This is a genomic window from Mesorhizobium sp. M0500 (assembly GCF_040321165.1).
Taxonomy (GTDB): Bacteria; Pseudomonadota; Alphaproteobacteria; order Rhizobiales; family Rhizobiaceae; genus Mesorhizobium.
Genome location: NZ_JAMYRB010000002.1, coordinates 632,970 through 645,851, shown reverse-complemented (window position 1 = coordinate 645,851; position 12,882 = coordinate 632,970). Strand labels below are relative to the sequence as shown.

10 protein-coding genes are annotated in these 12,882 nt (G+C 60.6%); 9 read left to right on the top strand and 1 reads right to left on the bottom strand.

All coding sequences use genetic code 11. The annotated features are described in order from the left end of the window. Positions 1-32 precede the first annotated feature (32 nt). The 6 genes from NKI70_RS06950 to NKI70_RS06925 all read left to right on the top strand — a co-directional run bounded on the left by NKI70_RS06950 (position 33) and on the right by NKI70_RS06925 (position 8,179). The gene (locus NKI70_RS06950; protein WP_023675963.1) at positions 33-1,373 is read left to right on the top strand and encodes an adenylate/guanylate cyclase domain-containing protein; all 1,341 of its coding nucleotides are present in this window, start codon (positions 33-35) and stop codon (positions 1,371-1,373) included. A gap of 149 nt (positions 1,374-1,522) precedes the next feature. Beyond that, entirely contained in the window at positions 1,523-3,418 is a 1,896-nt protein-coding gene (locus tag NKI70_RS06945; protein ID WP_352457165.1) for an ABC transporter ATP-binding protein, read from the top strand. After that, complete coding sequence (locus tag NKI70_RS06940) at positions 3,415-5,313, top strand: ABC transporter substrate-binding protein (protein ID WP_023675965.1); 1,899 nt, start codon at positions 3,415-3,417, stop codon at positions 5,311-5,313. The genes NKI70_RS06945 and NKI70_RS06940 overlap by 4 nt, the downstream gene beginning before the upstream one ends. Before the next feature lie 2 nt (positions 5,314-5,315). Continuing rightward, positions 5,316-6,314 (top strand): ABC transporter permease, encoded by a 999-nt coding sequence (locus tag NKI70_RS06935; RefSeq protein WP_023675966.1) that lies wholly within the window; start codon positions 5,316-5,318, stop codon positions 6,312-6,314. Next, on the top strand, positions 6,311-7,492 hold the full coding sequence (locus tag NKI70_RS06930; protein WP_352697042.1) for an ABC transporter permease: 1,182 nt from the start codon (positions 6,311-6,313) through the stop codon (positions 7,490-7,492). The genes NKI70_RS06935 and NKI70_RS06930 overlap by 4 nt, the downstream gene beginning before the upstream one ends. A gap of 207 nt (positions 7,493-7,699) precedes the next feature. After that, the gene (locus NKI70_RS06925) at positions 7,700-8,179 is read left to right on the top strand and encodes a class I SAM-dependent methyltransferase (RefSeq protein ID WP_352457162.1); all 480 of its coding nucleotides are present in this window, start codon (positions 7,700-7,702) and stop codon (positions 8,177-8,179) included. A gap of 37 nt (positions 8,180-8,216) precedes the next feature. On the opposite strand, the gene NKI70_RS06920 is transcribed toward NKI70_RS06925, so the two are convergent. Continuing rightward, the gene (locus NKI70_RS06920; protein WP_352697040.1) at positions 8,217-9,632 is read right to left on the bottom strand and encodes an adenylate/guanylate cyclase domain-containing protein; all 1,416 of its coding nucleotides are present in this window, start codon (positions 9,630-9,632) and stop codon (positions 8,217-8,219) included. A gap of 204 nt (positions 9,633-9,836) precedes the next feature. Between NKI70_RS06920 and NKI70_RS06915 the strand changes: the two genes are divergently transcribed. The 3 genes from NKI70_RS06915 to NKI70_RS06905 all read left to right on the top strand — a co-directional run bounded on the left by NKI70_RS06915 (position 9,837) and on the right by NKI70_RS06905 (position 12,850). Further along, positions 9,837-10,661 (top strand): hypothetical protein, encoded by an 825-nt coding sequence (locus NKI70_RS06915; protein ID WP_352697039.1) that lies wholly within the window; start codon positions 9,837-9,839, stop codon positions 10,659-10,661. A gap of 75 nt (positions 10,662-10,736) precedes the next feature. Further along, positions 10,737-11,261: a GNAT family N-acetyltransferase gene (locus NKI70_RS06910; RefSeq protein ID WP_352697037.1), complete on the top strand. Its 525-nt coding sequence runs from the start codon at positions 10,737-10,739 to the stop codon at positions 11,259-11,261. Between the two features lie 203 nt (positions 11,262-11,464). Beyond that, complete coding sequence (locus NKI70_RS06905; RefSeq protein ID WP_352697035.1) at positions 11,465-12,850, top strand: hypothetical protein; 1,386 nt, start codon at positions 11,465-11,467, stop codon at positions 12,848-12,850. Positions 12,851-12,882: the final 32 nt, after the last annotated feature.

The following is a 12,882-nucleotide window of genomic DNA, read 5'->3' as shown; positions in this document are numbered from 1 at the left end:
GGCGAATTTGTGCAAGGAGATTTCGAGATAGCATGAGCACAGCGCAAGCAGAAATTTCTGCCATTCTCATGGATAAGGTTGCCGATTGGCTGACCCAATCGGCGTTGGCGGGCGACGACCTGGAAACATTGGTAAGGGGCTTTTGTGAACGGCTGGCTGCTGCCGGCCTGCCGTTGAAGCGGGTGCATTTGAGCTTTTCGATGCTTCATCCGCTTTATGACGCGCTCGGCTTCACCTGGCTCCGCGGCCAGGGCCTGGAAGTGGAAGGCTTCCGCAAGGAGAACGGCGTTCATTCCGACAGATTCCTGACCAGCCCATACTACCATCTGCTCAGCCACAAGCTCGACCATCTGCGGCGCCGGCTCGACCCGTCGGTGCCGTCGGAATTTCCTGTTTTCGATGACCTCAAGCTGATGGGCGTCACCGATTACATGGCTTTCGTCCATCCCTTCAGCGGCAACACCAGTCAGGGCATGATCGGGTCTTGGTCCACCGACAGTGCTGCAGGCTTCAGCGACAGCATGATTTCGGCGCTGCTGCGCATCCAGAACCATCTCGCTATCGCAACCAAGATGGCGGTGCTCACCAAGCTTGCCGACAACATGATGACCACTTATCTCGGCGGCGACGCCGGCAGGCGCGTGCTCGACGGCCAGATCAAGCGCGGCGAGGGTGATACAATCCGGGCGGCACTGGTCATGGGCGACATGCGCGGGTCGTCAAGACTTGCCGAAACCTCCGGCCGCGAAGTCTATATCGATACGCTGAACCAGTTTTTCGACGCCGCTGCTGCACCTTTCAATCGCAAGGGCGGGCAGATCATGAGTTTCATAGGTGATGGCTTCATTGCCGTCTACCCTTGCGCAAGGCACCGTTCACAGTCCGAGATCGCCTGCCAGGCTGCTCTTGCAGCAGCGCACAAGGCCACCGCGCGCATGATGGATCTCAATCTGCGCAGAAAGCAGCAGGGATTGAGCGACATAAACTATGGTATCGGCCTGCATGTCGGCAATGTGATGTTCGGCAATGTCGGGCTTACCGACCGGCTCACATTCTCTGTCTTCGGTTCGGCTGTAAACGAGGTCCAGCGCCTCCAGACCCTGACCAAGAAATATCCGCACAGCGTTCTCGCCAGCAAAGACTTCGCCGGCTATTGCGGCGCCAACAACTGGCTGGCGCTCGGCATGGAGGAACTGGCGGGCATCAGGCAGAAGCTAACGGTGCTTTCACCCGATTTGTCGGGTGCTCTCTCGCTCGACGAAGACGGTGCGCTGGAGCCGATTTACGACCGAATATCGGACGCCGAGCAGGTCATGCTGCTTCATCGCAATGCCGCGCGGCCGTCCGCGGGCGACCCGAGGAAGCTCCAGTAACCGCCACGATCTGATCCGAACGCGTTTGGTATGCAGTCCGGTCGCCGGTTCCGCCAGGGAACTGGGGACTGTTCGAATCCAAGTTGCTCTAGGCTGGCAATGCGCTAGTCTCGCCTTCTGGACCTGCCAGAGTGGGGGCTGGTGTGAGAATGAATTTGGGCGTTGATCTGCTGCGGATCGAGGATGTTGGCATCTCTTTTGCCATTATAGGGGGACCGTTGCATGCCGTCAGGCGTGCAAATCTTCGCGTCCTGCCCGGCAAGGTTACTGCGCTTGTGGGCGAGTCCGGTTCCGGAAAATCGGTTCTTAGCCAGGCAGTGATGGGCATTTTGCCGAACACAGCCCATGTTCGCGGGCGTATCCTGTTTTCCGATCCTGAAAAGCCCGGCACGACGCAGGATATCCTGCAGATGCCGCGTGACGGACCCGAAATCCGGGCGTTGAGAGGCAGCCGCATAGGCAAAATATTTCAGGAGCCGATGACATCACTGTCGCCGCTGCATACGATCGGCAATCAGGTGAGCGAATCCCTGCAGATTCATACGCCCATGGCTTGGGTGGAGCGCAAGGCGCGGACCAAGGAAATGCTCGGACTTGTCGGCTTTCCCAACCCCAAGCGCGCCTATGACATGTATCCCTTTGAACTTTCGGGAGGATTGCGTCAACGCGCCATGATCGCCATGGCGCTTATCTGCCGGCCCGCGCTGTTGATCGCCGACGAGCCGACGACGGCGTTGGACGTCACCATCCAGGCGCAAATCCTGCAATTGCTGCGCGAGCTTCAGACGAAGCTGAACATGGCGATGCTGCTGATCACGCACGACCTTGGCGTAGTCGCCAACGTCGCCGACGAGGTGGTGGTCATGTACCATGGCGAGATCATGGAAGCGGGACCTGTGGAGGCGATATTCCGCCGGCCGGGCCACCCTTACCTGAAGGGCCTGATGGCAGCCGTTCCGCATTTCGACCTGAAGCCCGGCGAAAGGCTAAAGGCGCTCCGCGAGGTGCCGGTGAATGTCGGGAACCTGCTCGGCAAGCAGACGGCGCCGGCATCGAAGGGGCCGGACGACATCCTGCTGTCGGTCAGGGATCTGACAAAGACCTTCACGATCCGCAAGTCCGGATGGTTCGGCGGAGATCATCAAACCTCTGTTCGCGCCGTGGACGGCGTGAGCTTTGATATCAGGCGGGGTGAGTGCCTGGGTCTTGTCGGCGAAAGCGGCTCCGGCAAAACCACCGTCAGCAAGATCCTCATGCGGGCTGTCACCCCTACCGGCGGCTCTGTGATCTTCAATGGCCGCGATGGTCCGATCGACGTCTTGGAAGCCGAGGGAGACGCCCTGCGCATGCTGCGCGCGAAAATCCAGATGGTATTCCAGGATCCGGTTTCGTCGCTTTCACCCCGCATGACGGTGGAGAACATTTTGAGCGAGCCGCTGGAAATCCATCGACGTGGCAATGCCGCGTCCCGACTCGCCACGGTCAAGAGCCTGATGCAGGCAATCGGGCTCGACCCGCGCTTCATAAAGCGTTATCCGCATAGTTTCTCCGGCGGGCAGCGTCAGCGTATCGGCATCGCGCGCGCGTTGGCGCTGGGGCCTGAACTCCTGATCTGCGACGAGCCGGTTTCGGCACTCGATGTCTCTGTCCAGGCGCAGATCCTGAACCTTCTGAAGGACCTGCAGAAGGAACTGGGCCTGACCTACCTGTTCATATCCCACAACCTCGCGGTGGTGGACTACATGGCAGACCGTATCGCGGTGATGTGCGGCGGGCGTATCGTCGAGCTCGCGCCGCGCGAAATTCTGCTTAGGAAACCGGTCCACCCCTACACGCGCTCATTGGTCGCCGCAGTACCTTTCCCCGATCTCGACAGGCCGATGGATTTCAAGACGCTGAAACTCAGCGGCGCTTCCGACACCAGCGCATGGGGACCGCAATTCCGCGACGAGGGCGACGAGGATATGCTGTCGCCGCTCGATCTTGGCGGCGGCCACCTCGTGCTGGCCCGACGTTCGGCCGATTTCAGCGAGCTACGCCATTGATCAGCCGGCGCACCGTCCTTGGACTCATGGCTTCGGCATTTCTGCCGGGCACGTTGCGCGCCGGCGACCTGGAGCCGGAATTTCTTGAGCCGCAGCTGAAGGCCAGAGCGCTGCCGGCACTCGCCGAACGCCTGCCCAAGCGCCCTCGCGCGTTGAATCTCGCCGCGATGGGCCGGCAGCCCGGCCAATATGGCGGCACGCTGCGCACGATCATCGGCAGCCAGAAAGACATCCGGATGATGACAATCTACGGGTACGCTCGCCTGGTCGGCTATGACGAAAAGCTTAACCTGCAAGCCGACATTCTCGAAAGTTTCGATGTAGCGGATGATCGTGTCTTCACTTTCAAGATACGAGAAGGACATAAATGGTCTGACGGTAGCCTGCTGACGTCGGAGGATTTTCGCTATTGCTGGGAAGATGTCTGGCTGAACGATGAGCTTTCGCAAGGCGGGCTCGCCCCGGCCCTGCTGGCGGACGGCAAGCCGCCACGCTTCGAGATCGTCGATCCGTTGACGGTCCGCTATAGTTGGGATGCGCCCAATCCCGACTTCCTGCCCAAGCTCGCCGCTGCTTCGCCCCTATCGCTTGTTCTGCCGGCCGCCTATCTCAAGCAGTTCCACAAGAAATACCAAGATCCATTCCGGCTCGCCGGCCTAATGAAGGAGAACCGGGCCCAGAAATGGACGCTCTTGCATATCCGCATGTCGCGGCAGTATCGCCCGGAGAACCCGGAACTGCCGACGCTCGATCCCTGGCAGAACCGGACCAAGCCGCCGGCTGAGCAGTTCGTCTTCGAGCGGAACCCGTTCTTTCATCGAATAGACGAGAATGGCCGGCAACTGCCTTATGTCGACCGGATTGTCATGAATGTCAGCTCGTCGGCGATCATTTCCGCCAAGACCGGTGCGGGCGAGAGCGACCTGCAAGGCATGGGAATTGACTTCACCGATTACTCCTTCCTGAAGGATGCGGAGAAGCGCTACCCGGTGAAGATGCATCTCTGGAAACGCACACAAGGTTCGCGGCTGGCGCTGCTGCCCAATCTGAATTGTGCCGACCAGGTGTGGCGTGGCCTTTTTCGTGACGTGCGCGTGCGCCGCGCACTTTCGCTCGCTGTGGACAGGCGCGAGATCAATTTGGCTGTGTTCTACGGATTGGCGCAGGAAAGTGCCGATACGGTCCTGCCGGAGAGCCCGCTCTACCGGCCGGAATTCGCGAAAGCCTGGGTCGCCCATGATCCCGACCAGGCCAATGCCCTGCTCGACGAGGTCGGGCTTCAGGCGCGTGACGATGACGGCCTGCGGATACTCCCCGACGGACGCCCGGCGCAGCTCGTAGTGGAAACGGCCGGCGAAAGCACGCTGGAAACCGACGCGCTCGAGCTCATCACCGATCACTGGCGCAAGATCGGCATCGCCCTGTTCATCCGGACTTCGCAGCGCGACATCTTCCGCAGCCGCGCGCTTGGTGGCCAGATCATGATGTCGATGTGGTCGGGCATCGACAATGGCGTGCCGACCGCCGACATGAACCCCTACCAACTCGCCCCCACCGTCGATGACCAGCTGCAATGGCCGCTCTGGGGTGCTCACTACTTGTCCCGTGGCAAGGTCGGCGAAGCGCCCGATCTTCCGCCCGTGGTCGAGTTGATGGCTTTACTCAAGCGCTGGAACGCATCGACCGAAGCCACGGAGCGCGCCGAGATCTGGAATTCAATGCTGTCGATCTATACCGATCAGGTGTTTTCGATCGGCACGGTAAACGGAACGCATCAGCCGATTCTGGCATCCTCGCGGCTGCGCAATCTGCCTGACAAGGCGCTCTACGGCTACGACCCGACCGCCTATTTCGGTGTCTATATGCCGGATACATTCTGGCTTGGAGAGTCCTGAGCGTGCTTCGATATTTTGTCTGGCGTATCGCCGTGATGGTTCCAACGCTGCTGGTCATATCGGCACTGGTGTTCACGATCATCGAACTTCCCCCAGGCGACTATTTCGACAGCTATGTTGCCGAGCTTCGGGCTCAAGGCGAAGCGGTGGATTCCGATCGCATCGAGATGATGCGCAAGGAATATGGTTTCGACAAGCCACCGGTCATTCGCTACTTCTACTGGGTCGGCGGGATGCTGCACGGCGATTTCGGCTATTCCTTCGAATATGAGCTGCCGGTTCGCGACGTCGTCGGGGACCGAATGTGGCTGACGGTGCTGGTTTCCTTCGTCACGATCATCTTTACCTGGCTCATCGCCTTTCCGATCGGCATGTACTCCGCCACGCATCAATACAGCTGGGGCGACTACGGCCTGACTTTCTTCGGCCTTCTCGGCCTTGCGATTCCGAACTTCATGCTGGCGCTGATCCTGATGTATTTCGCCAACATCTGGTTCGGCACGTCTATCGGCCATCTCATGGACCAGCAATATCTCGGCGAGCCGATGAGCTGGGCCAAGGCGAAATCGATCCTCGCCCATCTCTGGATTCCGGTCTTGATCATCGGCACCGGGGGCACGGCAAGCATGATCCGGCGGCTGCGCGCCAATCTGCTCGATGAGCTACATAAGCAATATGTCGTGACCGCGCACGCCAAAGGCCTTCATCCCTTCAGGGCGCTGGTCAAATATCCGCTGCGCATGGCGCTCAATTTCTTCATTTCAGATATCGGCTCTATCCTGCCGGCCATCATCTCCGGCGCCGAAATCACGGCAATCGTGCTGTCTTTGGAGACGACCGGGCCGATGCTGATCAAGGCGCTGCAAAGCCAGGACATGTATCTGGCAGGGTCGTTCCTGATGTTCCTCGCCTTCCTGACGGTCATCGGCGTCCTGATTTCCGACTTGGCGCTGGCGCTACTTGATCCGCGAATTCGTTTGCAAGGCGGCAGCACCAAATGAACACGCAATCGCCGCTGCCCGCTCCGGGCGCCCCGCTGCAACACTACGTTTCCATTGCGCCCTTTGACCTGCAGTCGGTCGAGGCGATGACGCCGGAGCAGTCGAAGGTCTTTCAGGCGTCGCAGCTGCGGCTGATGTGGTGGAAATTCCGTCGGCACCGGCTTGCCCTTGTATCCGGCATATTCCTGGCAGCGCTCTATTTCGGGATACTGATCTGCGAGTTCCTGGCGCCCTACGATCTGCACACGCGCAACATGGACTACATCTATTCGCCGCCGCAGCGAGTGCACCTGTTCCACAACGGCCAGTTCGTCGGGCCGTTCGTCTATGGCCGCCAGATGACGCTGGATATGGACACGCTCAAGCGGAACTACGTCGAGAAACAGGATGATGTTCAGCGGATCCGTTTCTTCTGCAAGGGCGACAGTTACCGGTTCTGGGGCCTTATCGAAGGTGACAGGCATTTTGTCTGCCCCGCCGAAAACGGCCAGCTCTTTCTGGCCGGCACTGACAGGCTGGGGCGCGATGTGCTCTCGCGCATCATCTATGGCGCACGCATTTCACTGACAATCGGCCTCGTCGGCATCAGTTTCAGCTTCCTGCTCGGCATTGTCATCGGCGGACTGGCCGGCTATCACGGCGGTATCTTCGACCTGATCGTCCAACGGATAATCGAAGTTCTGCAATCGATCCCCAGCATTCCGCTATGGCTGGCTCTGGCGGCGATTATGCCGATAACCTGGAGTCCGATCCTGATCTATTTCGGCATCACCGTCATCCTCGGGCTGCTCGACTGGACCGGACTGGCGCGGGCCGTGCGTTCAAAGCTTCTGGCCTTGCGCGAGGAGGATTACGTTCTGGCCGCGCAATTGATGGGCGCCAGAAGCAGCCGCATCATCGGGCGGCATCTCATTCCCGGCTTCATGTCGCATCTGATCGCGACGGCGACGATCTCCATACCTGGCATGATCCTGGGCGAGACGGCGCTGAGCTTCCTCGGGCTCGGGCTGAGGGCACCGATAACCAGCTGGGGCATCCTGCTCACCGAGGCGCGCAGCGTCAGCGTGATCGCGTTCTATCCATGGCTGCTTTTGCCGATGCTCCCCGTCGTTCTCGTCATCTTGGCGTTCAACTTCCTCGGCGACGGGTTGCGGGACGCCGCGGACCCCTACAAGTGACAGCGCTATTCCGCCGCGCGCAGTGCCGCCGACTCCACCCGTATGATCCTTGTTGGCAACTGTTCGCTTGTTGCAGTGTTCATCGTCCGCCTCTACACGCGGCAAGACTCGATCGGGGTTTAACACGTCGGCCTCGGGTTTCAGCCGCGAAACGCTCTGGTCGGGGGCAGTTGATTTCGTGAACTGGTTCTGGACATACAATCGCACATGAGTCGCCTTGACAGTTTCATCCGGAGGATGACCGCACAGCGCGACATACTTGATCATGTCTGCGCCGAGGTGGCAAAGATGGAGGGGCCCGTGCTCGAGCTCGGCCTCGGCAATGGCCGGACGTTCCACCATCTGCGCGAGCGCCTGCCCGGACGCCGGATCGTAGCGTTCGACCGCGCACTTGCCGCACACGCCAGCTCAATTCCCGAAGCTGAAAACCTCGTGCTCGGCGAAATACGCGAGACGGCGAGCAGGTTCATTGGCATCGACGCCGCTCTTGTTCATGCCGACATCGGCACCGGCTATGAAGATCGCGATGCAGTGACCTCTACCTGGCTTCCCGATCTGACCGCGCGCCTGCTTCGCGTCGGCGGCATCGCGGTCAGCGGCACGCCGCTCGATCACCCGCAGTTGCAACGCCTCCCGCCGCCACCTTCGGTTCCCGCCGATCGTTATTTTATCTGTAGGCGCGTGTGAGGGGCCGGGATGAGCCAAATCTTCAGGGGCCAAGCCTTCAGGGGATCGTATATACTGCTATCTCCCGGTCAATGCCGCGCAGCGAGACCTCGTGGGGCACGGGCGTCAGCGCGTTCCTGTGCAAGAGATCGGCGGTGAGATTGTCGTCGACCACCGCCCGAGTGGCGAAGATCGCCTGTGCGTTGGCAAGGTTCTGGACCCGCGAAGCAATGTTGACCGTCTGGCCGAAATAGTCCTGTCGCTCATTCATAGACACGGCGATGCAGGGGCCGGCATGGACTCCGATCTTGAGCAGCAGATCCTCGCGCCCGCTCTTGTCGTTGAGCGTACGCATGGCATCGCGCATCCTGAGGGCTGCAGCAATCGCACGATCAGGCGTCGCGAAGGTCGCCATCACCGCATCACCGATCGTCTTCACCACCGCGCCTGCCTCCGCCGTGACGATCTCGTGCAGAACCTGGAAATGCTCGCGCACGAGATCGAAGGCTGAAAGGTCGCCCACCCGCTCGTAAAGCTCGGTCGATCCGCGCAGGTCGGTGAACAGGAACGTCAGGCTGGTGATCTTCAGGCGCTGGTTGATGTCGAGTGTATCCGTGCGATAGAGATCGCGGAACGTCTGGTTGGTGAGCAGGCGCTTGGCGGTCAGGAAGGGCCGGCGTTTTCCCAGGAAATCATGCAATGCCTGGCCGGCGATGAAGACCGTCGGCAGCACGCGGGTGTCGGTCCGGTTTTCCAGCGAAATGCGCAACGGGCCGGGTTGCATCTCCAGCGTCTGGTTCTGGACATGGTCGCGGTCGAAGGCCAAAGAGAGGCTCCGGCGCTCCTTTGTTGGTTCGCCCTTCCCGTCGATGAACTGCGCTGAATGGGTGACCGGCTCGAAGACGATGATGAATTCGGACGGAAGCTGTATGGGCAGAACCGCCTTTTCACCGGGCGCAAGCTCGATATCCTCCAGCGAGAACGCTTCCAGCTTTTTCGCGAAATCCTCTTCCGGCAGATCGACGCCGGACGCCCAGTAGATCTGGCGGAAATATTCCGCCACCGGCAGTTCGTGTGGATTGTGGGCGGCAATCCTGCGCACGCGGGGACTGACGGTGAATGTCACCTCGACCATCTCGTCGAGGGTCGGTGAATAGCCCTCGGAGCACAGCGCGCAGGTGTATTCGTCCTTTTGCAGGGTTTTCAGCGTGGCGTTGGTGTCGAGCACGCCGCCGCAGCCGGGGCACAGAACATTCCAGGAAATGTCGAAGATGCCCACCCGCGCCGCATGGAGAAAGGCGCTTATTGCGCGCTCCTCGTCGAGGCCATGCTTGCTGGCGAAGGCTGGCGCATTGATGCGGCAAAGTTCGTGGTCCTCGCCCTCCGCGATGGTTCGCTTGATCGCGTCGATCGCCTGCGGATCGACATCGGCCGATTGTCGCAGAAGTGAGAACAGATCCTGAGCTTCGTTCATCGTGCAGGCTCCGGAAAATGCACCCCGAGGCGTTTTGACCGGACCGGTCTTTGGTCCGAGTGCTCCATCTTACTTCGAAACGGACCGTACGGCCATTCGAATGGATAAGCCTGGTGACCGTTCAATTTCCATTCGGCGGATTTTAACCGGCCGCAAGCAGCACTATGATGGTCCATGGAGCATTCATCTTTGGGATTTTCTCCCATGCCGACATCCGACAATCCGCCATTTCCCGCGGCCCTGCGCCTTTTTTCTGCGGTGGTCATCATCGTCCTGATCGTAGGCGCCGGCCTGTTTTTCATGCCTGCGCTGGTGAAACCGGGCTGGCCTTGGGCCGTCACGCCGTTCAATGCGCGCTTCCTCGGTGGCTTCTACACCGCCGAAATGGTCGTGATGGCGGCACTGCTGGTCTGGAATCGCTGGTCGCCCGGCAGGCTCGTGCTCGTCATGGCCTTCATCTTCACCGTCATCGTGTCGGTGGCTTCGTTCATCAATCTCGGCTATTTCAACTTCGAGCGCAAAGCGCCCTGGCTGTGGTTTTTGGTCTATCTTGCTTCGGTCGCGGTATCCGGGCTGTTCCTGTGGCGGGCCAGGGCCCGTCCTTCTGCAAAAGGCGTGACCTTAAATACCGCATGGCGCGGCTACATGCCGGCGGAATCCGCGATCCTTGGACTCTATGGCGTCGGCCTGTTGCTGTTTCCCCTGACATTCAGTGGCATCTGGCCATGGCCGATCGATGCCTTCCACGCTCAGGTCTACAGCGCCATCTTCCTCGCCGGTGCGGGCGGCATATATCTCGTCTGGAGAAGCGCGCCGCGCGAGGAACTGCTGGTGCTCGGGCTGGCGCAGTTTCTGGTTGGCCTGCTTGCCATCCTCGGCGTCGTCATCACCGACGCTGCGGTGCACCGGATCGACTGGACGGCGACCGGGACATTGTGCTGGCTCGCCCTTTTCGGCTGGATAGGCATCAGCGGCGTGTTCAAACTCTACGCCGCCTCCCGGTATTTTAGCTCGCAATCGGTATCATAGGTTGCAGAGACCGCTGGATTTTCAGGTCACGTCCGGTGCATCGTACCGGCCCGATTGCCATCGCCGGGGAACGCCATGACCAGCACGACCTCGCCACCCTCCGAGAAAATCCAGCCGCTGCTCCGGTCCGTCCGGCCAAGCGATGCGGAGGCGCTTTGCGCTATCTTCAACATGCCGGGCTTCCGCTGGGGCACGCTCAGGATGCCTTTCGAGATGGTGGAGCAGGTGGAGCGGCGCATCGCCAAGTCCGGCCAGGAAACCACCTGGATCGTTGCCGAACTGGACGGCAAGGTCGTCGGCCATGGCAGCCTGGTCGTGCAGGGTTCACCGCGCCGTTCGCATATCGGCGAGATCAATATTGGCCTTGACGATGCCTTTGTCGGCAAAGGTATCGGCTCTGCCATACTTGGCGCGCTGCTTGACGTGGCCGACAACTGGCGCGCCCTGAAGCGGGTCGAATTGACCGTCTATGCCGACAACGAAGCGGCCCTCCGTCTCTACAAGAGCCACGGCTTTGAGGTCGAAGGCCGGCATGTGAAGGCCGGCTTTACCGACGGGCAGTACCACGACCTCCTGAGCATGGCCCGGCTGCGGTTCTAAGATCCGCTGTTTGGCGTTAGCTGTTTAGCCAGTCTGACAATTCGTGCCGAGCGAACAGGTGATTGCTCATGGAGAGCTGCGTAGGATACGGCCATTTCGTCTCACGCCATCTTAATCGAGTTGACGATCTATGTGTGGGCCGGCCGCATCCAGCAAGTCTGGTCTCGCTTGGCGTTTACACCGCAAGCGGCTAGACGGGACCAATGACCGCCGTCTTTGATCCAACCCCTACCCCTCCGCTGGAAATTCTGGCTGTGCTGTCGCTGCTCTGCCCGGAGGTCGTGCGCGACATCGAGCAGAACTGGAATGCACCGGTTTCCGACTACGCCCGCCATCTTTGGCGGCCGGTGGCAAGGCCTGCATCGGGCCCGGCGATCGCTGCCCGCTCGATCCTGCGCGAAATCCTGCATCAGCGCCTCGGTATGATCATGCAGCCTGAGAAGATCGGCAAAGCCCTCGACGAGTTCGAGCACAGACCGGTGATTCAGTCCGGCCTGCACTGCCTGCTTCTGATGGACCGGATCACCTTCGATGCCCTCCTGCTTGCCTGGCTCGGCGCGGTCGAAAACGGGCTGTCGGCCTTCGTCGGCTTCATGGGAACGACGATGACCATGGAGACAGTTGGCCGGGAGGGGCCGGGATGGCTCGACGTCGGCGACGACAAGATCAACCTCTTTGGCATGGGGCGCCACAAACTGTGCCGCAAAAGCGCCTGCGTGGCCGGTCCCGTCTCACTCAACAAGCGCGCGCTCGAAGCGGTGGGCGACGAAACGGATGGCAGCCGCTGGCTGGGCACACTGCTTGCCAGCCAGGACAAGGTGTTTGAAACCGCCGCCGATGCGCTGACTGCCATGAACCAGGATCTGGTCGCCAATTGGGATCGTGCCGGCATGGCCCTGCCGGTTTTCACCGATGATCGGGCCGCCGCGGCTGCCATGGCGCGGCATCTGGAATATGACGGCAGCCTTCTTTCCAGGCTGCTCATTGAACCCGCAAGACGCCAGCGTCTCGAACATGCCTGGCAAGAGGCCGCATCGAGCCCATTTGGCAGATTCCTGCCCAATGCCACGGACTATTTTTGGGGCATCCGCGAGGAGCGCGTGCGCAAGCTCGTTCTCGAGAACGGGCACCTGATCGAGCCTGACAGGCCGCAAGGTCTTTCCATCCCGTTCGAGCGGCCACATCTCAGGCGGGCGCTGCTGGAAGGCGTGCTGCTGCCGAACTTGTTCCTGACGTTCCTCGTCCTTGCCATATTGCCGCGCGTGCGGGTCGTGGGCGGCCTGAGACAGATTGGCTACGTAGCGCTTTTCCACTCGATCCTTCTGGCCGTGCTGGACGAAAACGCGCCGGAAGAGCGCGATCTGGCCGCGGAGCTGCAGGTTCGGGAAAATGCCTGGGGCATGCGGGTCATCGATGAAAAGATCTCAGTCCGCGAGCAGCTTGCCGGCCTGCCGGAAGTGGCGCTCTTCCCAAACCTGCTCCGGCAATACCGATTGCGGACATTTGCCGAGACGACCGACGACCTGAAACTGGTTCGCGAAAACGCCAGATGGCGCAAGATCGGCCAGGCAGAGATCAAGCCGACCTGAGACTAGTGCGCAACCGCAAGCGACGGCGATCT